The organism is Pseudomonas sp. FG86 (genome assembly GCF_057808775.1).
Window position 1 is genome coordinate 174,337 of record NZ_JBMDIS010000003.1, and the last position, 22,226, is coordinate 196,562.

At 55.4% G+C, this 22,226-nt stretch carries 16 protein-coding genes; 11 read left to right on the forward strand and 5 right to left on the reverse strand.

Going from position 1 to position 22,226, the window contains the following annotated elements; all coding sequences use genetic code 11:
* Positions 1–395: 395 nt before the first annotated feature.
* From ACODSV_RS03180 to ACODSV_RS03195, 4 genes are all read left to right on the forward strand, one after another.
* The gene (locus tag ACODSV_RS03180; protein WP_489044894.1) at positions 396–2,021 is read left to right on the forward strand and encodes a methyl-accepting chemotaxis protein; all 1,626 of its coding nucleotides are present in this window, start codon (positions 396–398) and stop codon (positions 2,019–2,021) included.
* Between the two features lie 1,006 nt (positions 2,022–3,027).
* Positions 3,028–3,810 (forward strand): MarR family transcriptional regulator, encoded by a 783-nt coding sequence (locus ACODSV_RS03185; RefSeq protein WP_010466173.1) that lies wholly within the window; start codon positions 3,028–3,030, stop codon positions 3,808–3,810.
* Complete coding sequence (locus tag ACODSV_RS03190) at positions 3,807–4,511, forward strand: hypothetical protein (protein ID WP_010466175.1); 705 nt, start codon at positions 3,807–3,809, stop codon at positions 4,509–4,511. Before ACODSV_RS03185 ends, ACODSV_RS03190 begins: the two co-directional genes overlap by 4 nt.
* Positions 4,508–5,185: a serine/threonine protein phosphatase gene (locus ACODSV_RS03195; RefSeq protein WP_137807237.1), complete on the forward strand. Its 678-nt coding sequence runs from the start codon at positions 4,508–4,510 to the stop codon at positions 5,183–5,185. The genes ACODSV_RS03190 and ACODSV_RS03195 overlap by 4 nt, the downstream gene beginning before the upstream one ends.
* 377 nt (positions 5,186–5,562) lie before the next feature.
* Here ACODSV_RS03195 and ACODSV_RS03200 read toward each other — a convergent pair whose 3' ends face one another.
* The gene (locus tag ACODSV_RS03200; RefSeq protein WP_137807238.1) at positions 5,563–5,790 is read right to left on the reverse strand and encodes a hypothetical protein; all 228 of its coding nucleotides are present in this window, start codon (positions 5,788–5,790) and stop codon (positions 5,563–5,565) included.
* 471 nt (positions 5,791–6,261) lie between these two features.
* Entirely contained in the window at positions 6,262–6,909 is a 648-nt protein-coding gene (locus ACODSV_RS03205) for a hypothetical protein (RefSeq protein WP_454838505.1), read from the reverse strand.
* A 1,527-nt stretch (positions 6,910–8,436) separates the two neighbouring features.
* Between ACODSV_RS03205 and ACODSV_RS03210 the strand changes: the two genes are divergently transcribed.
* Together ACODSV_RS03210 and ACODSV_RS03215 are read left to right on the forward strand one after the other, a co-directional pair.
* On the forward strand, positions 8,437–9,339 hold the full coding sequence (locus ACODSV_RS03210; RefSeq protein WP_454838506.1) for a P-loop NTPase family protein: 903 nt from the start codon (positions 8,437–8,439) through the stop codon (positions 9,337–9,339).
* Between the two features lie 447 nt (positions 9,340–9,786).
* The gene (locus ACODSV_RS03215; RefSeq protein WP_489044897.1) at positions 9,787–10,485 is read left to right on the forward strand and encodes a hypothetical protein; all 699 of its coding nucleotides are present in this window, start codon (positions 9,787–9,789) and stop codon (positions 10,483–10,485) included.
* A 117-nt stretch (positions 10,486–10,602) separates the two neighbouring features.
* On the opposite strand, the gene ACODSV_RS03220 is transcribed toward ACODSV_RS03215, so the two are convergent.
* Complete coding sequence (locus ACODSV_RS03220) at positions 10,603–11,013, reverse strand: hypothetical protein (RefSeq protein ID WP_137807242.1); 411 nt, start codon at positions 11,011–11,013, stop codon at positions 10,603–10,605.
* An 819-nt stretch (positions 11,014–11,832) separates the two neighbouring features.
* Here ACODSV_RS03220 and ACODSV_RS03225 point away from each other — a divergent pair.
* Entirely contained in the window at positions 11,833–12,453 is a 621-nt protein-coding gene (locus ACODSV_RS03225) for a recombinase family protein (RefSeq protein WP_175389889.1), read from the forward strand.
* Positions 12,454–13,053: 600 nt separating this feature from the next.
* Positions 13,054–14,598, forward strand: coding sequence for a PucR family transcriptional regulator (locus tag ACODSV_RS03230; RefSeq protein ID WP_256669012.1), 1,545 nt, complete (start codon positions 13,054–13,056; stop codon positions 14,596–14,598).
* A gap of 40 nt (positions 14,599–14,638) precedes the next feature.
* Here the strand turns inward: ACODSV_RS03230 and ACODSV_RS03235 are convergent, their stop codons facing one another.
* Positions 14,639–14,983, reverse strand: coding sequence for a cupin domain-containing protein (locus ACODSV_RS03235; protein ID WP_175389890.1), 345 nt, complete (start codon positions 14,981–14,983; stop codon positions 14,639–14,641).
* Positions 14,984–14,992: 9 nt separating this feature from the next.
* The gene (locus ACODSV_RS03240; protein WP_489044901.1) at positions 14,993–16,399 is read right to left on the reverse strand and encodes an FAD-dependent oxidoreductase; all 1,407 of its coding nucleotides are present in this window, start codon (positions 16,397–16,399) and stop codon (positions 14,993–14,995) included.
* Positions 16,400–16,762: 363 nt separating this feature from the next.
* On the opposite strand from ACODSV_RS03240, the gene ACODSV_RS03245 reads away from it, so the two are divergent.
* The 3 genes from ACODSV_RS03245 to ACODSV_RS03255 all read left to right on the forward strand — a co-directional run bounded on the left by ACODSV_RS03245 (position 16,763) and on the right by ACODSV_RS03255 (position 22,033).
* Positions 16,763–18,793, forward strand: coding sequence for a hydantoinase/oxoprolinase family protein (locus tag ACODSV_RS03245; RefSeq protein WP_175389892.1), 2,031 nt, complete (start codon positions 16,763–16,765; stop codon positions 18,791–18,793).
* Between the two features lie 12 nt (positions 18,794–18,805).
* Positions 18,806–20,584 (forward strand): hydantoinase B/oxoprolinase family protein, encoded by a 1,779-nt coding sequence (locus tag ACODSV_RS03250; protein ID WP_175389893.1) that lies wholly within the window; start codon positions 18,806–18,808, stop codon positions 20,582–20,584.
* A 267-nt stretch (positions 20,585–20,851) separates the two neighbouring features.
* Positions 20,852–22,033 carry a porin gene (locus ACODSV_RS03255; RefSeq protein WP_175389894.1) on the forward strand — a complete coding sequence of 394 codons (1,182 nt, stop codon included), beginning with the start codon at positions 20,852–20,854 and terminating at the stop codon, positions 22,031–22,033.
* The last annotated feature ends 193 nt before the right edge of the window (positions 22,034–22,226 follow it).

Consider the following 22,226-nt stretch of genomic DNA (forward strand, 5'->3'; position numbering starts at 1 on the left):
CATCACGCCATTAAAAACATCACAAAAGTCATTATAAAAAATTAAAAGCACTCCACCGCAGTACACCGTTAGTTATAGCGCACTGGAACACCCAGTAGTAACAGCTGTATTTCATACACACCAGAAAGTTAGAGAAACTCGCATGAAGCTTTTGTTTTAATAACTCTGTGGGCGTTCAACAGCAAGCCTCGATGACGGACGAGAGAGTCTAATTAACAGCGACCGCACACCTGCCAGAAACCGCCAACCTCGAAAACCTAGCAATGCAAAAAAATAACATCGATGCACCACAAATTTTTTAAACGCACACAAAAAAAATAGTCATTCGACCTGAGTAGCTTTATTCTCCGTCGATATATATTGGGCAACCAAATACCCTTAGAGTATCTCTAAACATGCGTTCTCTTAATTTAGCTTGCCGTGCATTCATCTGCTTCGGATTTCTAGCGACTATAATTATTGCACTTGGGCTTTTCTGCTTAGCTCAAAGCAAAGAACAGAAGATCAGCCATGAGCAAGTCGTCGAGCATGTCGTTCCCAGCATAAGAACTATGGGCCTCATTAGAACTGACATTGTAAATATTCGTCTCAACAACCTAGCTTTGCGCACCGCGAAATCACCTAGCGATGTGCAACAGGCGAATCTAAAGATAATCGATTCTAGAGAAAACCTTAAAAAACATGTTGACGAAATGCGTGAGTTTATCTCTGGCGAAAGTCTTACGTCGTCTTACGCAATAATCCAGTCTGACCTGAAAGAATATCTGGATGTTCATGCAGAGTTTGTTGAAGCAGTCTTGAAACAACACGATGATACCGTCACTCATCTTGCTGCACCCGGGAGCCCACTCATTGTTGCGGTAACAAAGTTCTCTAGCCAGGTAGATGATCTCAACCTGAAGATCGATCTTATGGCACAGAAGATATCCAAAGGAGGTGTTGATGCATATGTGAAAAACCGAGTCACTGCTACTGCGATAATCGCGATGGCAATTGTAGCGACGTTAATTTTAGCCTGGACATTTACCCGTAGCCTGACAAAGCCTTTGAACAAGGTCTTAGCAGTGGCGGAACGTATCGCCAACAATGATCTTCGCGAGCCTGTGATTGCCGATGGACGCGACGAACTCGGCCGCTTGCTTTCGGCAATGGCTCGCATGCAGAACAACTTGCGTATCACGCTTGGTCGCTTGTCTGAATCTTCCACTCAGCTTGCTTCGACTTCCGAACATATGAGAGTCGTTACTGAAGTATCTTTACAGGGAATCCAGCGTCAGAACGATGAAATCGAGCAAGCTGCTACGGCAGTGAATCAGATGAGTGCAGCTGTAGAGGAGGTGGCGCGGAATGCTGAACATGCGAGTGTTGCGGCAAAAGAGTCGAGTCGATCTGCCGAGCGCGGAAAGCAACGGGTCGAAGAGACCATTAGTGTCATGGGGCAGTTGCACGCTGCCGTTTCCGATACCACATCAGAAATAAATGGTTTGGCTGAGCAGGTGCAAAGCATCAGTGGTGTACTAAGCGTCATTCGTAGCATTGCCGAGCAGACAAACCTGTTAGCACTTAATGCTGCAATTGAAGCGGCCCGAGCAGGGGAAGCTGGACGCGGCTTCGCGGTTGTCGCTGATGAGGTACGCGCATTAGCACATAGGACGCAACACTCCACTAGCGAAATTGAACAGATTGTCACCGCTATCCAAATGGGTACTGGTAAGGCGGTAGCGTCTATGGATGTCAGTAATCGGTACGCACAGGATAGCCTTGAAGTCGCTACTGCCTGTGGTGGGGCCCTTTCGACGATAAGCCATTCTGTTACCCAGATTACTGAACGGAATATGAACATTTCAACGGCGACAGAAGAGCAGGCTCAGGTCGCGCGCGAGGTCGACCGAAACCTAGTTGGGATTCGTGATCTTTCTGCCAAAAATGCTGCGGCCGCTAATCAGACCGCTACAGCCACGAATGAATTGGCTCAACTCGCGGTGGACCTTAATCGAGCTGTACAACAGTTCAATCTATGAGCGGGGCAAGTCCAAATATCATCTGAGAGGACTTTGTTTCTTTCCAGGTGCAACCGTAAGCGCCCATGAAATAGGCCTTCATGTCGATCGAGGTGAAGCCAATAGGGTTTTTTCCAAATACTTGTGGATGTTGGTGCTGGTGCTGTTTTGACCCAAGTTGCTGACTTCAGCTAACCCTTAGGCGGTCTGTGAAGACATACATAAGACCATCGATTACCAAGTATTCGGGTAGGTCATTGATTTCCGGTAGCCTGGGTCAAAACTGCATCAGCGCCAACAGCTGCATCAATTTTGCTAATCACTGGCTGTCGTTCCAGTACTCAGAACGCGGCTGTGTTCGATTATGGAAACTCATATAACCCAACCTATACGGCGGAAGGTGTGACGAATCCCCTAACAGGTGCACGAGAGCCGCCTTGCTCAGAATTCTCGTCCAGTTACGCAATGAAATGCATGGAGCGATATGAGGAGGTCCATGGAAAGGCCGCTTTCGAGAAGGCTTTTGGAATACCTGAAAAGGTTAGTCAGCAAGCTGCACTGTTACGAAACCCCGCGGGCTGTGAAAAGCAATTAACGGCAGCAGAAGTGCGCTCAATAATGGTGGAGGTTATCCAGCAGTACGGAGTTCAACAGTGCGGTGCGATTCAAGTCGACAGTCGTCGTGCAGATGGTGCTCCAAGCCCTAAACCCAGTCCGACACCAGATAATTCAGGCGTAAGGCGTGCCGAAGGTCATAGGGCCGGATGGGATGCGTTACAGGGTTTTGAGACAACACCACCGAGGCCGCCGACGGATGGTGGCCGAGCAGGCGGGGGTGGCCCAGGCGAATCGCTTAGACATGACTAAGCCCTAATTATAACAAGGAGATCACAGAATACCGACGCCTGAGCCCACAAGCTAAGACCGCTGACAGGTGTGAGCCTCGCTGAGCTTTCTACCCTTTCGCGCTGGAAATAAATTTGACACCCGCAAAAACGGCGTGCGACATTTGTCCACGTTTTATGGAATGTGGACAAATAAGGGTCGGGTTATTTTGAAAGGTCAAGACATTTTACTGTTGTACAAGATGGCGAGCCTTCACGCGCAGGAAGAGGTGTCACCGACAGGTCGCCAAACTGTGGCATGGGGTGGCCTTTCCTTGATTGACCTACTGCCCGATGATTATAGCGCCGAACCGAAATTCATCACTTCCCCTTCGTCTGACGAATCCACCCTCGACATAGGAGTGGTCGTCTCGCGTTTCTTCGACGCGGATTCGTTTAAGTGGCAGGGTTGGGACGACGATGAAGACATTCGCCAAAATAGGACTTTAGCGAAATGGGACGACCGTTACACGCTAAGGGCACTCGCTGAATCCTTGGGCCTGAGCAAAAGTGAAATCTCAAATTCAATCGTCCGGTGTCGAGAGGCTGGGCTTGTAACAAACGACTATGAAACCTCCCTACCCAAGGTGAATCGCCCTGCTCTTTTGAAGATCACTGAGCACGCCCTGAAGTACTTCTTCCCAGTAAAGCCTGGCGCCCTTGTGAGGGGGATTCCAACCGGGTTCGCATCTCCTGTGCTCACCAAGCACCTTAAAAGCGCTGGAGAAATTATCCATGTCTGGCCCGACCCTCAAGGAAAGGAGCGAGGCCAAGCAATCGAGCCGATCTACAAGACCGTTCCAGAAGCTGTAAAGAACGATCGCACCCTGTACCACTACTTAGCCCTAGTAGACTCCATCAGGCTGGGCGGGCCACGCGAAACCAGCGTTGCAATTCAACTCCTAAAGAAAGGTATGGGCCTTTGAGCATCGCCTCAGATCACAACTATGAGATGTTGAGCGCCGTCGCTGAAGGATTAGGCGACGAGCTTTTGAATGAGGTCGCCTTCGTCGGCGGCTCTACAACCTGGCTTCTTTGCACTGACGACATTGTGCTGGACGACATCCGCAGCACCGATGATGTTGATCTTGTGATCGAGCTTGGTGGCATAGCTGACTGGCAAAGACTTACAGAGCGCTTGGCGACACAAGGTTTCAAGATTACCGCTGAGCACAGTGATGTGACATGCAGGTTCAAGTTCAACGACGTCATTGTCGATGTGATGCCATCAGTAAAGGAGATCCTTGGGTACGAAAACCGATGGTTTGTGGATGGTTTAGCGAACGCAGAAACCATTACGCTTCCCAGCGGGATTGCGATCAAAATTTTCAGACCAACGTATTTTGTCGCGACAAAGCTCGAAGCATTCAAAGGTCGCGGCGAAGGCGATGCCTACCATAAAGATGTCGAAGATATCGTTCTGGTGGTGGACGGTCGAGAGAGCCTGCTTGAGGAGGTTACACAGGCAGATCAGGAGTTGCGAACGTATATCGCGGCCGGTATTGCCGGACTGCTGGCGCTCAACTCTCTTCAATACGTGATTGAAAGTTCGCATTCAGTCAGCGCAAATCCTGGTCGAGGCCAGATTATTTTTCAGCGTCTAAAACAGTTGAGCAACGTCAAATGATCCGGTACTCAACAAGGACCGTTAAGGGTCAGGATCGCGACGAAAATCGGGATCGCGTCGGGGCGGCGTTTGATGGCGTTCGAGGTATTTTTGTCGTCGTCGATGGCACCTCCAAGCCCGGCAGCGGGCAATTGGCCCAGGCATTGGTCGATCAGATTTTCACAGGGTATCAGGCACGAATCGAAAATGGTGTTTCTGACTCGGGTCATGACCAGGTCGAGACACTGCTAAAGGATGTGCTCCAGGACGCACACTCCTCACTCTTCTCGGGCGGAGTCACAGGATCGGCAAGTTATCTCGTCGCAGTGGTTTCCGGTGAACTGCTTACCGTTGCATATGAAGGTGACTGTAGCGCAGGCGTAACGTCCCACACTGACCCCATCGCTTGGATCACTGCACCACACTGCCTCGCCAACTGGAGGCGTGATCGCAGTCATAGACAGCTGGCAACAGACAAAGGTCGGCACCAAATCAGCCGCAGTTTCAAAGCACGGAAAAAGCCAGATCCAGAATTCGTCACAAGAGCGGCCATCGCGGGTGAAACACTGGTGTTTGCAACTGACGGTTTCTGGGCTGATTTGAGCGATGCAGCGCAAATTCAACTGCTTGGGCTCGACGCTCCCGACCCCACCCATGTCGATGACGACGTCACCTGGATAGTGGTGCAAATATGAAATATCCGAGAACGTTGCGAGGGACAGCGAACGGCTCCGTATCGACGGAAACATTGCTTCAATATGCCAAATACTTGGCCAGTGAGATTGTAACAATATCCAATGGGAATCGAACTTATACCGCCAGCATCATCGAGAACTGGCGATATCTTGATGGAGATTTCGAATTCACTTTTACGGAAGGGGCACTTGAGTTTATTCAGGCGACAGACGACCCTCGGGGTGACATCGTCAAGGTGCTGTTCGCTGAGGTTGAATCTAAATAGCGCAACTGCCCATTCAAACTTCTAATAGTCTAAAGGTTAATTCCGCACACAAAAAAGCCCCCGAACTAAAAAAATACGGGGGCTTAGTATTATTGGTAACGCGTTAGTACCCTACTTGGAAACGACGGCCTGAATACCATCGTGACGATCTTCAGCACGTTTTGGGTTAGGCACAAGTTTGCCATCTTTCCAAACATAGCGAGCCACAGCTTCCTTGGTAGGGTGGCCGGCGTCGTTCTTTGGATTACCGCTGCCATTGCCGCCATTACCTGCATTGGCTCCGGTTGCAGCGAACAGAGCGACGATTGCGAAACCCAATACAGTTTTTTTGATACCCATCGTTACATCTCCTTGCGGCACTACGGCCAAATAATTACTTAGTTCTGCAAAGTCACATTTGCTTTGCTTACGAAACTAAATTAACCCCTAAGCGCCGACATGCAACCCCATAGAAATCGTTTTTTTTAAAAAAACCACAACTTTTTCAATGTTCTAAACGGACACTGATATTTCTTAATAATGCTTCTAAACATCGCCCACATTAGATGGACCACCAGTTCATGCCTGAACACTATAAAAGTAAGTCAGGATCTATCACCCACGTGCGACCTTTACTAATAACGGCCGGCGGTCTCTTATGAAGGGCATAGACAAAATGACGAGTCGTGATTTTCCCACTTAGATAATGTGACAGAGCGCTAATCACATAACGCATTTATCCCTCCTTTGGACCTCATTCAGCACGAGCCCACCAGGCCGGTGAGCTGGCTTGAAAAGATTCTTTTGATACGAGGAATAGGACCTCATCACCTAACCCTGACCGAGCAGATGCTGCGTCGCCCCCATCAAAAGCGAGTTGCATCGACGACCCAGCAAATCGGCAAGGATTTCAGCATCATTCGCCGCATCCACACAGTCACGATCAAGCGCGAACTTGAGTGCGCTTTTCAGCCAATCACTTACCGCCGGCGATTCAATCAATTGAGCTAAGGCTGACTCGACAAAGACAGGACCTTCAACCTTCCCTTCTACCTGCCGGAGTTGATTGTCCAAAGCGTCTTTCAAGAGAATGCAGCGCTGTTTCTGCTGCTCGCTCTCCTCCTCGGCCAGAAGTCGGAGTTCGTGAGGCGTCAGGCCAGACGTGCGCTGCAGGGTAACCACGATGTCGCCACCATCTGGATACATTGCACTATCAAAGCTGAGTTGAATGTAATTCTCAGGATTACTCTCATACAACTGCTGCCCGAGCAGTTCTGAAAGAAGGTGCGCTGCTCCGCCTGCCACCTTCGTAATCGGACTCCCGTAGGTTCGAACAAACTCAACCATCTGGCAGGCACTCACCATTTGTTGGCCAAGAAGTGTCCGAAGCTGAATGGTCTCCGCAAGCAAATCCTTGTACGAGGGCAGATCGGCGTCGCTGGCTGGAGAGACGGCCGGCATGGAGTCACTGGTAGGCATAGGGAAACCTCTTCGGGTGGAAGAATGAGGCTATCCCCTACCGCCCTCCTGCCAGTTCTGTATTAGCCCCAGAATAGGGGCATGATTTAGAAGGACCAGAATAGTTTTCCCAGAAAGGTGTAATTTATTTCCTGGTACTCGGCCTGACCCGAGCCTTCAGAAAATCAGCAAGAGAAGCCTGCACTTGGAGAGTTGGCTTGTAGTCCTGCGGGGGACTCCGGCACCCGCCCGATGGAACCCAGTCACTCCCCCATCTGAGAGTTGCATAAATCGGCTCTCGCACGCCGCAAGTCTAAATAATCCTGTATGGAAAACATCGGCGATTGCGACGACCTCACACCGTAGGCTTTGAGGATTGGGAGAACGGTATCAGGTAGCGGGAGCACACGCCGGCACTGCCCATAACGTAGACTATAAATCCTACATGGCCAGGAACGATGAATCGTTAGATCTGAGGCATCCGGATAGGGTGTGGCTGCAACCATGGTCTGCATCGGACGCCTATGCGCCTTAAACAGCGCTACGCGATTCTTCCCTTCCGTTGCTACGATCAGCGGCAATGAGCCAATCTGACATGAACGCGGTGCAAATAGGTTCCTCAGCATTTCGCGACATGCATATTCATCAGACCGGTCCATTGTCTGTTGGACGGCTATATCAGAACGCTCATCGTCTGTGTAGTAATTGAATGTTCCCGAGACAATCATCCGGCAGTCGATTGTCATTGGCTGTGCCTTGCTGGCATTAAACAGAACGTCAGAAAATGGAATCGTCAGCTCTACAAATTTGCTGGGGAATGTAGCTGTCCACCTACGCTCGGGTACTGTCCATCCCTGCACCCTACGTTTAATCCGATCGATCCATCCACCAGGAATATAGGCTCTACCCTCGACATCAAACCGATCCTTCGAAGCAACAAATTCCGCCACTGCACTACTTAAAACATCGCTCAGGACGTTCTCCTGCTCATATGGTATTCGCGCCATCGACGACCTCTCACAGTTCCCCCTCACGGCATGCACTTTGCCTGATATTGATACTGACTGGCAGCCTGGCTGGCCAAAGAAAAAGCGCCAAAGCGGCACCGTTACGTTTCACCCTTTGCCACCGCGTGAAATCTTGATTTTTTTCATTGAGCCAAGCCGAACACGCAGTGGTGGCCAAGAGTCTTGCTGCCCACCAGCGTCCCCACATTTTTGGCACATGCTTCGAGAACCACGCATTCATAGAAATCCCCCCTCTGTAACTACTGTCGCAATTCGACTGCGTGCGCATGCCAAGCGAAAGCCATGAATGCCATGTTCAACCTGAATTAAATCGTGCAAGAAGCCATTCCGCCCCTATAGAGGGAATCGCTGACCCTCACCAGGTATCGCGGGTAGGTAGAAGTACCAACGTCAGCTGGCCCAAGGCTTAGTTGCCTTAGCCAGTCATGCTGCCAGTTGCTTAATTTTATGCCTCAGGCATGATTGCCGTGAGCGTACGCCAACGCTTGCACGCCCACCTGGGCGAAGGCCGGATCAGGCCATGGCTTCAAAAACTTCCTTCGAAGCATTGCCTATCGGTAATGCGCCTTGTGGGCGTGGCGTTAAAGCCGAGCAGGAGATTGCTTTGTCCAACGAAACCCGATTCCCATCCGGCGCAACTATTGATCAAGTCAAGAAGGACGCCAAAAAGCTCGCCAAGTCTCAGGGTATTCCACTCCACCAAGCTCAGGATGCAGCAGCGCTTAAGCATGGCCTTGCCCTGCCTTGGAACCGAGTAAACGAGTGGCTAGCCGGCCAGAGTAGATCTGCTATCGCCAGCTTCACCCTGCCTCTTGATAATGGTGAAACCAAGACCGTCAACTTGACCTCCGAACAACCTCTCGTAATTGTTTGTGGGTGGGTCGGTTGCGGTAAATCGACGACGGCCCTTGTTCTCGCCGGCCAGGCCATGGCCACGACCAATGCCAGATTGTTTTTCCTCACATCAAAACCCGTTGGCTGGCCACCTGCAGTTTGGGATTCCCTTTACCGGGATTTCCCTGGTCGGTGCCTTGAAGTAGGCGATGTTCATAATTTCGATCTAGCTCAAATTAACCCCACGGCCGGTGACATCGTAATACTTGATGAGCGCTACCAAGGGGCGCGAAATCAAAGCCTTCAACGCCTAATTGAGCAGGCTAGATTTTGGAAAGTTGGCCTTTTCGTCTGCAAGCAAGGCGGACCATCAGATATGGAGTTTGAGCTCACGAAATCTCACTATCCGGATCGTGGCATTCCACTGATAGTCGAAGGTAAAGGAGGGTTCATTCGCCATGGCGAACATGCCACTTTCACGGCGACTGGATTCGAACAAGCCAAGGCTTCTGGACAACCAGACCGAACATCCTGGACTGGACAATTCACCATCACAGTGTCCAAACCCAGCGTTCTTGCAAAAACGTAAGTCCTAGGAGAATGCCTCGCATGTAACCCTATTCGGATCACTGCGATGCACCTTTGCGAATCTCATACTACTGACACTGTCATCACCGCGGCGGCAACGAGAAAAAGGTTGCCCCTACCTCCTCTCCATCCAAGTGGTGATGTCGTAGGCGAACTGCTCTCTGCGGTTGATGACGGGTGGTTCGAGTTACCTAAAGGCAGAAATCGGTGCTACACCCACAGGCAGTTTTCCCGGATATCAACTCTCGTCCAATCACTACCTGAGGTTGTCCAAGTACAGCAGAGATCCCGCACGTGGTGTGCGGCAAAACGAGTGGAACTCGGAGAGCGCTTTAGCTTTTTCTTCGGACTGCCCAACACTTTTCCCGACATCGTCCAACGAGCGGCCTCCATACCCTACGGTGGCCCCCGGCGACCTCGCGAATTCAGAGCGGGAACCTTCCAAGCTGTGAATCTTCTTCACTGCCTCCAGGATGCAATTTCAGCGGCTGCCCAACTAAACGATCTGATGGACGCACTGGATGCGCCAGATATGTTCGATCGCAATGCGAAAATAGAAAATCAGGTTGCTCGACTTCGCAAACATGGCCAGATGCATTACCTCGACAAATACGTCTATGCCCTTCGTGGTAAGTTTCTTTGGAAGGATGATCAGCAGTGGCTGCGCGATGTAAAGGAAGGTCGTATTTCAATGACTGACTTTGACGATCGCGTTGCTGCTAGGGAAGCGCGGAACGAACAAGCCAGCGTTTTGCATTGGAGGTCTGTCTACGCGTTGACACAGCAGTTGGCTGACTTCTTTGAGGGCGCAGGAACATACCACCACGGCACACTCACGAGGCGACTTAGAGAGCAATTTGGCAGACGAATAAAGCTTTTGCGCGAATCAGCATCCTGCGGCTCTGGATTTGTGCTCGAACTCGAAGACGGGCCGATAATTGGCAGCGGGAAAAAAATTGATGAAGGTTTTGTGTTTGTAAATTTTGTCATCGCCCTTGCGGGTGAGCTCGAGTCAGCTTCACCAGATGTCCACTCCTACTTCTCGGCTGTAGAGAGGGCATCGGAACGATCGACTGCGGTTGCATCGACACTGCGACGGGTTGTCCGGCGTATAGATACGCTTGAGCATCAGAGCGCTCGCTGTTAACTGAAGCGCCCACCAGGTTTCGGCAGTACTCGCGATTTGTTCATCACGCAGCCGTTGGACGCTGGGGGCGATTCAGTTAGCAGGACCCCAAGCCAGCTAAGCTTGGCTCATACGCGCTCACTTAACTTCAGTGGAAAGACGAATCCAATCTGACGCTGGGTTCTGGATTGCACAGTTTCCTGTCTCGCCTTGAAACCCCGGAAACTTAACAATTCCCAGGGAAGGATTCGTTTGGTAAAACTTGCCCAGACCGCATGGCCCGAAATCGACAGTGATGTCTTCCAGAGGCCGATCGTAGCTCATCGGCCTACTCGAGGGAGTGAGTGCGCCTTTGGCGATCTGGGCCTTGCCATTGACGTCCACACTGGCCATCTCAAAAGTCTTCTGCCCGTCCTGATCATAGATCTGAACGTAGTTGCCTTGCGTGGAGGGGAATTCAACACGACGGTGATCACTGGCTTCGCTTGCGTTGGCCAAGAGGGCGAGCGAGAGGGACAAAGACCCGAGTACGAAATGCATCTGCTTCATTGGTATTTCCTGGTGAGTGCGCTGACGACGGGATGCGAAAGCGCGTTAACTCACAAGATGGGGGCGACCTGGGAAAATATCCAGTAGTTTGGAGATGATATTTCCGGTAGCACGCCAGCCCTATCCACAACGCTTAGTAGCTTTGCACGTGCGCACACAGAGGATGGTGAGAAACGCGGCGAAGACTCAATCGCCACCAGGTGTTGCAAGCCGCCCTTTTAAATCACTATCTGTAGTGACCTGCATTTGAAAACGTCCCGACCTGCAATCATCGCGGTTTTCGACCAGGATTAACTGCGAATGACCGACCCGGCCAACCAGCATTAATTACGAATGAACCAGCATTGATCCGCGCCAACCTGCATTCCATCATCGCCAGCCAGGATTAGCTGCAAATACAGCGGGGCTTGTAGGTAGGCGATCACAGGCAGGGCGATGCGATCAATTCGCCGTCCGGCGGTGCTACCAGATGCCGCTATCTAACCGAGTCGAACTCCCCCAGCAAATTCGGCGATCTGGTACGGCGACCGAGCCAGACCACTTTGAGCGCTGATTTCAGAAGGCTCTGATCATGGAGCACAACCGCGCGAGCTTTCTCGCGCTTGCGCTTATCAGCGCCCTGAACGGCCCCCATGCTATATCGCGCAGCCAAGCATGGGCCTAAACGCCTCCACCTTAGAATTTATGTCACATTACTGGCCTGACAGACCCTTTGCATGCCTTAGATCAAATGACGAGTTAAGTGACAAATTTTGACGCCTGGGCCTTTCTCGCGCACGCTGTCACATAATCGAACGTATTTGTTACAAAGGGGAAAGTATGCTGATCGGCTACATGCGGGTATCGAAAGCGGACGGTTCTCAGGCAACCGACCTGCAACACGATGCTCTGATCGCGGCAGGAGTGTCTGCTGCACATCTGTATGAGGACATGGCCTCGGGACGGAAGGATGACCGGCCTGGGTTGGCCGCGTGCCTGAAGGCTCTGCGCGATGGCGACACGCTTGTGGTGTGGAAGCTCGACCGCCTGGGACGCGATCTCCGCCATTTGATTAACACCGTCCATGACATGACCGCCCGCGGTGTTGGCTTGAAGGTGCTCACTGGTCACGGTGCGGCCATCGATACCACCGCCGCCGCTGGGAAGCTTGTTTTCGGGATCTTCGCGGCACTGGCCGAGTTCGAGCGAGAGCTGATTTCCGAGCGGACGCTCGCTGGGTTGGCTTCGGCGCGTGCGCGTGGCCGGAAAGGTGGCCGACCGTTCAAGATGACGGCTGCCAAGCTGCGCCTGGCTATGGCGGCCATGGGGCAGCCGGAAACCAAGGTGGGTGATCTGTGTGAAGAGCTGGGCATCACCCGGCAGACACTCTACCGGCATGTTTCTCCCACGGGAGGCCTGCGGCCGGACGGCATGAAGCTGCTACCTGGCGTTAACTCATGACGGTGCTGACGTATCGACTCACCGAGTTGAAACAGAGCCACCAGGCCCTTGAGCAGCGCCATCAGCAAGGCTGAGCGATGCCTCACTGAGAGCCAGGCCACTCTGGCCGTGATCGAGCGGGAACGAAGTCTACTGGCGGAACGCTCGACCCGAACGGAACCCAATTGACTCAGTGGACCACAGAGAAGCTGGCCCTCCCGCAAGACGACGCGGTGCGTTCCAGCGAACTGGCGGAGTTCAGGACTCTGAAGGTGAGCCAGTCAACGCTACCTTGAGGTTATGGGCGTCGGTGCAGCAGTGACCCTGACTATTTCCGACTCATCAAGTCATCGGTAAGGTCTTGTTTAAATGCTAAATCATTGGTTGGCACGGGGCAGCTGTTAACGTACTAGTGGAGCACTAATGCTATGGCTCATACTGCGCTTAACCGCTAAGTCTCAAAAACCGAAAGGAGATTGGAAGTGCGCTACATCGCTGTTTGCGTATGCCCTCGCTTTTTCGTCTGCCTACATCGAGCTTGATACGGGCACTGGTGCGCTTCTTCTCTTCGGCGCTGTACAGCTAACTATGGTTCTCCATGGACTGTCCAAAGGGGAGCGCATGTCCAATACGCGACAGTGGTCCACCCTACCCTTCATGCATCCCAGCACCCCGACCACACACGAGTTCATCATGGCGTACTGCATCCAGGACATCCTCGACAACACTTCGCTACAGACACGCTTGCTGGGCGGCGCTGCTGGCGTCGGCCGGCAACTGCGCTGGGCGCATGTCTGCGAACTCATGGACCCCACCGAATGGCTCGGTGAAGGCGACCTGCTGATGACCACCGGCATCGGTATTCCGATCGAGCCGCAGGCTCAACGGCTCTACGTACGACGCCTGGCCAAGGCCCGGCTGGCCGGGCTGATGATCGGCGAGAACATGCAGGCGCCAGCGGACATCTCCGCCGTGCAGGCAGAGGCCGAGCTGCTCGGGCTTCCGCTGTTGATGACGTTCTATTCTGTACCCTTCTCGGCCGTCACCCGCGCGATTCTCGATGCCAGCAAAGAGGAAGAGTACCAGCGGCGAATGGCGGTCAGCCGGCTATACGAAAGCGCCCGCCTTGGCTTGCAGGGGCTGGGGCTGGCGGCCTTGCTCAAGCGCCTGGCCAGCGACGTTCGCTCACGGATTTACCTATTCGATGCGAGGAATCTGCAGCCGTGGCAGGATGATCTCGACACGCTCCCGACGAGCTGGCGTGACGCGCTGGGCCAGCGGGAGATTCCCGATGCCGTGACCCGTTGCAGTGACGGGTCCGAGGAAGCACTGGTCATGGCCCTGCCGTCGACCCGCCACTGCCACCTGCTCGCCACCGCCGGCGAGTTGCTGGACTATGGCCTGTTACACCATCTCGTGGGCGTTCTGGGGACCGAGCTCGTGCGCCTGCAGGCCGAACACCAGCGCCTGCTGCGCCTGGGCTCGGAACTGCTCGACGACTTGCTCCAGCAGCGCCTGACCGAGCGTTCGGCGCAGGAGCGACTGGCGCAGTTCGGCTGTATGGTGGAACAGGCTTGCCTGGTGGTCGCCAAGGCCGCGTCCACCGAGCAGGAATCTCTTAAGCAGCGCCTGGCCCGGCTGGACGCCGGCATTGCCGTACGCCTCCAGGGGGCCGAGCTGATCGCCCTGCTGACCGATCCTCGCGCGGCCGAGCGTCTGCAGCACGAGCTGGACTGCCCGTTCGGCCAGAGCAACCCGCTGGGTCATGCGCTACGGACACTTGAAGCACTGCGCGAAGCCAGGCTCGCGCTGGCACACGCCACGCCGGACCGCCCTCTGGTGGTCTATGCCGACGCCCGCGACGAACAGTCCTGGTTGCCGAGCAGCCTGGACGATGCTGCCCGCGTTCACCGTTTGGTGCTGGGCAGCCTGGCGGATTACGACGACCAACATGGCGCCCGTTTTCAGCATACGTTGCGGGTCTTCCTGGAAGACAACCGCTCCTGGCAGAAAGCCGCGCAACGCCTAAATGTGCACAAGCAGACACTGGTGTATCGCATTCGACGAATAGAAGAGATCACCGGTCGCTCACTTGAGTCGACGGAGGATGTGGCGGTGCTGTGGATCGCACTGCGCTGCGCCGATATCGCCCGGATCAGCGATTGAAGCAGCCGGCGCCGACGCGCCGGCCTGCCGAGGGCATCTGTCAGCCCAGGATCAGATAGGCCTTGCGCACGGTCTGACGGATCTCCCAGGTGCCTTGGGTATTAGCGGTGAAGTACAGCGCATCACCGGCACGGAACTCCACCGGAGCGCCATCATCCGGCGTGAAACTGCCCTCGCCGCTGATGATGTAGCTGTACTCAGCTTGCGCCACCTGGCGGCGGAAGCGGCCTTCGCTGCACTCCCAGAAACCGCTGGTCGCGCCGCCGGACACCGAGCAATGAGCCGCCAGACTCGCCTTGGCCACCGGCTCGCCCAGCGGCTGGCCGACCGCCAGCGGATCTGTGAAGCAATGTTCGCCGTCGATACGAATGAGCGTTGGGTTCATGTCATGTCCTCAAGATTTGTCTTCCAGCCCAGCGGGGGCGAAACGCGCCAGGAAGCGGTCCAGCACAGCGGGAGGCATGCCGGCCAGTTCTGCACGTTCCTTGCGGATCACGGCATTGCGAACCATCGAGCCGCCGATATAGCGCAGGGGTTCGGGCGGGAAACGGCGGCAGGCGCGTTCCACCAGCGGGTAACGGCTCCAGGGGTTGTCTACGCCCAACGCAAGGCTCGCCAGGATGCGCCCGCCCAGGCGGCTTGGCCCTACTCCGTTACCACTCCAGCCGATGCCGTAATGGATGTTCGCTTGGCCGCCCAGGCGACCGAAGATGGGCAGGCTGTCGTAGGTACGGTCGATCGGACCGGACCAGCGATGGGTTACCCCAACATCGCACAGGGCGGGGTAGGTCCGGCGCAGGTCCGCTTCGGTCAATTCCAGACTGGAGGCATCCTCGCTGAACACCGTGCCGATGCGCGAGCCGTAGGCGAGCGCGCCAGTCCCTTTGCCAAAGGCGATACGCCCATCCCGCGTGGTGCGGTAGTAGTCGACCATTAGTTGTGAGTCGGTGATGGCCTCGCCGCCCTTCCAACCGGTGGCGGCCAGGCGCTCGGGCACTGCCTCGGTGACCACGATCGAGCTGTTCACCGGTACCATCAACGCTGCCAGCTCTGGAAGCGCTGCGGCCCAAGCATTGGTAGCCAGCACTACTTGCCGAGCCTGTACCTTTCCCTGGCGGGTGTCGACCTGGACCGGTTCGCCGGGCTGGATCTCGGTCACGGCGCAATGCTCTCGGATTTCCACTCCGTTTTCCAGTGCTACCCGCCGTAGGCCGCGCGCAAGCAGCGCCGGCTGGACCGTGGCGTTGCTACGCTCGAACACCCCGGCCAGGTGAATGGCCGACCCGGTGCGCCTAGCCACCTCTTCACTGCTCAAGCGCTCGAAGGGCTGTACACCCAAGCGCTCGCAGGCCGCCAGGGTTCCGTTCCAGGCGTCCACGTGCGCCGGGGTCGTGGCCGTCCACAGCCAGCCCTTGCGCTGGTAATGGGCGTCAATCCCATGGGCCTGGCAAAAGTCGCCCAGTTCCTCGATCGCCTGCTCAGCGCTTTCACCTAGGAATTTTGCTTCACGCTCGTCGCAGAAGCTGCGCAGCGTGCCGATCTTGGGCCACCATGACATCACAAAGCCGCCATTGCGGCCTGACGCGCCACCGCCGCAGACGTCCTGCTCGATGATCATTACCCGGGCATCGGGCTCCATCTGCTTAATGGTCAGGGCCGTCCAGAGTCCAACGAAGCCTCCACCGATGATCAAAATGTCCACCGACTCCTGTGCCAGCGATTGAGGCGTGAGCGAGTCAGTGAAATCGGCAGCTTCCATCCAGTAACTGGGCTTCAATGGAGGGGTCGGGTTTAGTTTCATTGTGATTCCCCACGGTGCGGTATTTTTAGGTACTGACAGTTTCCCAGTACCTGGGGGCTCCAACAATTAAGCTACGGTAGGAAAACGGCGCGGGGGCTCGTTCGATCGTATGAGCGGGGCGTTGGCTGAAGTGCTGGCATTGCGTTTTCAGCAGTTCCGCCCTTATCGAGGGCACTCCTTATCTGTCACCGCGCGTGCTTGCTCACTGCGCAGGGCCTGTAGGTGCGGCCTTGCCCGCGATGAAATCGTACGAATGTATGAGCCACCCCGCCCATTTGTTGGTTGCGACCGATTGAGCCCGCGCGCCCCAAGTAGGAACGTAGGGACGTGCAACCAAAAACAATAAACGCGGAGAAACATCGTATGTGGAGAGTAGGCGTTGATGTGGGTGGAACCTTTACCGACCTGTTCGCCTGGGAGGAAACCTCAGGTAAGCAGGTGACGGCGAAAGTCCTCACCACCAAGCAAGACCGTTCGATTGCGGTCCTAGAAGCCATCGACAAGGCCGGTATCGCCATCGCCGATATCTCGCACCTGATGCATGGCACCACTACCGCGACCAATGCGCTGATCGAGCGCAGCTACCCTGACGCAGTCTTTATTACCACGGAGGGTTTCCGCGATACCCTCGAAATCGGTCGGCAACATCGGGAACACCTGTACGATCCGTACCAGACCAAGCCCAAGCCGATCATCAAGCGCCGCCACCGTTACACCGTGCCCGAGCGTACCAATGTCCGTGGCGAATCCGAACGCCCGCTGGATGTCGCGGCCGCTACCGAGGTCTCTCGGCGCATCCGGGATTCCGGTATCCGCTCCGTGGGAATCGGGTTCATCAACTCTTATGCCAGCGGCGATCACGAGCGGCAGATGCGTGACATCCTGCTTGAGCACTGCCCGGACGTGCACGTCGTGCTGTCCTCCGATACTCGCCCGGTCTTTCGTGAACATGGTCGTTTCACCACCACGGCGGTACGCGCAGCTTGCATGCCAGTGATGGTCAAATACATGGACGACCTGGAAGCCCGTCTGCGCCAGCGCCAATTCACCGGCAAGTTACTGATCCTCAAGAGCAGCGGCGGCGTTATGTCGGCAGAGCTCGCTCGCCAGCATCCCGAGGACATGCTCGAATCCGGTCCGGCCGGAGGCGTCGCCTATGCTGGCTATCTGTCTCAGTTGAGCGGCTTCGAACGGATCCTGCATACCGATGTCGGCGGCACTAGTTTCGATGTGTCCATCGTCGAGCACGGGAAGGGCCTGATCACTCGTGACCACGAGCTCGAATGGGAAGTGCCCATTGTGGTGCCCATGCTCGACATCCATAGCGTCGGTGCTGGCGGCGGTTCCATCGGCTGGGTCGACCAGGGTGGCTCGCTGCGCGTGGGGCCCAAGAGCGCCGGTTCCGAACCGGGGCCTGTTTGCTATGGTAAGGGCGGCACTCAGCCGACTATTACCGACGCCAACCTGCTGCTCGGGCGTCTGGAGCCAACCCTGGGTGGCAAATTCGAGCTAGATATCGCCGCCGCGGAGCAGGCAATGAACCGCTTGGCAGAACAAATCGGCCTGCCGCCGCTGGCGACCGCCGAGGGGATGATCCGCATCGGCTCTGAATACATGGCGCAGGCGGTGAAGAAGATCCTCGTCGGGCGGGGGCGAGACCCACGTGATTTCGTCTATGCCAGTTTCGGCGGGGCTGGCGCGCTGCATGCCTGCTTCGTTGCAAGGTCGATGAACATCCCGAAAGTCATCGTCCCGCCCTATGCCGGTGTCGCGTCCGCATTCGGTGCCACTGCCATGAATCTGCGTCAGGACCTGGAGCGTTTCTACTACTCGCCGGTGAAGGAAGCGAACCTGGGCAAGGTCAACGAAATGCTACTGGAGCTCGAGGAAAGCGCCAAGCAGGTACTGCGTGAGCAAGGCATTGAGCAAGACAGCGACATCGAACTGATCCGCACCGCGCAGATGCGCTATGTCGGCCAGTCGTACGAGGTGGAAACGCCCATTCCGGCGGGGCTTCTGAGCGACGCGCTGCTGCCGGGCATCGAACAGGCGTTTCACGCAGCGCACAAACAGGAGTTTGGGGTTAGCTCCGAGGACTTCGCCCCTGCGTTCGTCTCGTTCGGTGTCACCGCCATCGGCCGCATGGACTCGCCGCCGCCGATCGACCTGGTGAACACCTCAGTCGCCGACGTCGTCAAATCGGTGCGCGATGTGTACTTCGACGGCAAGTGGCTGCAGTGCAAGGTCTATGACGGTGAAGCACTCGGCACCCAGCACCAAATCGAAGGCCCGGCAATCATTGAGTACGAACATGCCTGCACGGTCATGCCGCCGCAGACGCGTGCCCACGTCAATGCCATGGGCGCCCTGATCATCGACCTCGAACAACAATAAGAGGACTCCTCCATGAGCAAGAACCTTTCGAACACCGATTTTGGCCAGGACATCGACCCGATCACCTTCGAGGTCATGCGCAGCATCTTCGAATACGCCAGCGACCGCATGGCCACGGTCCTGCAACGTTCATCGTTTTCACCAATCCTGGCGGACATGCTGGACTTTTCCAACGCGATCTATGACGCAGACCTGCAGCTGATCAGCCAGGCCGCCAACTGCCCGGTACACCTGGCTGCGATGAAGTTCAGCGCCGAAGAAGCGGTACGCAGCATCGGCAAGGACAACGTACTTGAAGGCGACGTGCTGGTGGTCAACGACCCCTACCGGGGCGGCACCCACATCAACGACATATCCTTCATCAAGCCAATTTTCTACCAGCGTGAACTCATCGGCTACGGCGTCAGCCGTGGCCACTGGATGGACCTGGGCGGCGGTGGCGCTGGCGGCCAGGCGTTCGGCACCCACATCGCCGCCGAGGGGCTGCGCCTGCCCCCACTGAAGATCTTTTCGCAAGGCAGGATCAACGAAGACCTGCTGGCGATCATTCTGAACAATTCGCGAACCCCACACTTTATCAAGGGCGACCTGCAGGCCCATCTCGGCGCGCTGCTGGCGGCCGAGCAGGAACTACAACGTGCGTGTGACCGCTACGGCGCGGCCACCGTGCAGAAAGCCATGAAGAAGATCCAGGCCTACACCGAGAAGATGATCCGTGAAAGCATCCGCAAGATCCCCAACGGCTTGTACGAAGCCGAGGATTACGCCGACACCGACGGCATTGGCAGTGAGCGTGTGAAGCTCAAGGTTAGCCTGGCGATCAGCGACACTTCGATCACCGTCGACTTCTCCGGCACCGACCCGATCTGCCAGGGCGCGATCAACTCGCCGCGGGCCAACACTATTTCGGCAGCGCTATATTCCCTGCAGTTCTTCCTGGCGCCTGATGCTCCGCAGAACCAAGGGATGTTCAACCCCATTGAGGTCGTGCTGCCAGAGGGCTGCTGGCTGAACGCGACGTGGCCAGCACCGACCATCGGCTGTACCACCCTGACGTCCTCGAAGATCACCAGTGCCATCTGGCAGGCCCTAGCCAAGGCAATCCCCGATCGCATCACCGGCTCGACCTGTTCGGAGTGCAACTGGTTCGTCGCCAGCTGTACCTCGGCTGACGGAAAAACCGACGTGTTTTCTGATCTGCCTGCAGGCGGCTGGGGCGGCACGCCGTACGCCGATGGCATGAGCGTGACCATGGATCCCCTGGGCAACTGCATGAACATGCCTGCGGAGACCGCCGAGTTGTTCTTCCCGATCGCATATGAAGCCTTCGAAATTCGCAATGACTCCGCAGGCGCTGGACGTCATCGTGGTGGGCTAGGTGCGGTGTTCAAGGTGCGCTTCTTGGGCGGAGGCGAACTTGGCATGGAAACCTCCCGTACCCTCGAAGGCAGCCCGGGTGCAGCTGGCGGCCTGCCCAGCGCGGTGCAACGCGCCAGTCACCTGCACGCCGACGGGCGCGCACAGGTAATCGGCGGCCTCGACCCCCACGGTGCGTGGACCAATCCGCTGCTGTCTTCGCATAAGTTCGGCGCAGGCGATGTGTTCATGTTCGAAAGCACCGGTGGCGGCGGCTGGGGCGATCCACGCAAGCGTACGGTTGACGAGGTGCTCGAAGACGTACTGGACGAGTACATCAGCGTCGACTCGGCCAGGGAGCACTACGGTGTAGTTATCGATCCGCGCACACTCAGGATCGATGAGGTCGCCACGATGCGACTGCGAGGGGAATAAGGCTCGGCCCCTCTATCAGGGATCATGTTTGAGTGTCGAGTCTCGGAGCGGCCGCTTTGCGGCCCTTTCGCTCGAGTGTTGTTCTGCTTCCCTTCACCACCCAGGCGTTGAAGGGCTCCTGCAGTTCTTCGCCATTCGCCCAGAACTCAAGTTAAACAAACAGGACACTAGGCATCAGTCAGTAACACCCCATACCAATAAAAGCCCGACGCGCCACCGCTTGCCTGTGGCCGAACGGGCAGCTACATCCATAAGAAAGGAGCATCAATGTACCTGTGCGCTAAACGCAAGCTGATCGGTCTGGCATTACTTCCAACACTAATGCTCATGAACTCACCCTCCTACGCTGTGGCGGTCACTGATAATCTGGACATCGGAGGAGCCATCCGCGCCCGTGGTGACTTCGACCCGGATGAAAACATTTCGGAACTCAGCTTCGACACTTTAATTCTGACGACAACCTACACTTCTGAGCGCTGGATCGGTGCTGCGAAATACCGCTTCTATGGCGGCGATTATCCTTTCAGGGGATCTACCGGTAAGGTGGGGGACATATCATTTCCGGAATACGCCTGGGTGGGCTACAAATTTGACGATGCCCATCAAATACAGGTAGGCCTCAACCAGATCCCATTCGGCCTGCAGCATTACTTTGGCAGTATATTCTTCGAAACGTTGGGCAACGTCATTGGCCTCGAAGACGTTCAGGACTTGGGTATCAAGTACATCCAGCAAAGCGGTGATTGGAATTTGCAGGCTGGCTACTACATCAGCCCAGCAGATCAAGGAAAAGGCACCAGTCGGGGCGGCAGGACTTGGTCTCCAAGCGTTGCAGCGGCAGACGTCTATGTCGTTGATGGAAGTAACAACAAAGAACGCGACATCGTGGCCGGACGCTTAGTTCGAAATTTCAAACTTGGGAATTGGCAATCCGAGATCGGCGGATCGATTTTTACATCCTCTCTGGAAAATCGGGACACCAATGATAACGGCCGACGCAATGCGGTTGCAGTCCACTACAAGGGGAAAAATGGCCCTTGGGGTGTTCAGTTGCAAGCTGCTCGTCAGGAAGTGAACCCCCAAAACCCTGGCACTGACAAGGTAGTGACATTCGGTGCACTGGACGGTACCTTCAACGTTGCCTCAAAAGGCGACTTGTATGTAGCCGACCTAAGCTACGACATTGCAGAAAAACTAGGCTGGTCCACGAACATCAAGGTGTATGGCAACTACAGCCTGTTCGACAAGGACGAAGATGCGTTCAAAGATTCACAGCGATTCATTCTGGGAACTTCGTTTTCTGTGGGCAGTACTTTCATCGCTGTCGAATGGCTCAATGGAAAAAATGATCCTTACGTAGGGGCCAGCAGCTATACGCAAAGCGCGGGAGCCGGTGGTACCAACCAGTGGGAAAATCAACTGTATACCAACATCGGCTATTACTTCTAAGTCGCTTGACCTCCACAGAGAGCCGGCGCCAGCCATGTAGGGGCCTCGCCACTGCGGGCATAGGCCGGTAGACAGAATTGGCGGTGCGGCTGGCAGAGCAATACCCCATCTTAAAAAAGTTGCCATTGGCCTGTTGAACGTCAATGCAACGATCATGATGGCCATTTGCCCAGCGTATTGTACAAGGCATCAT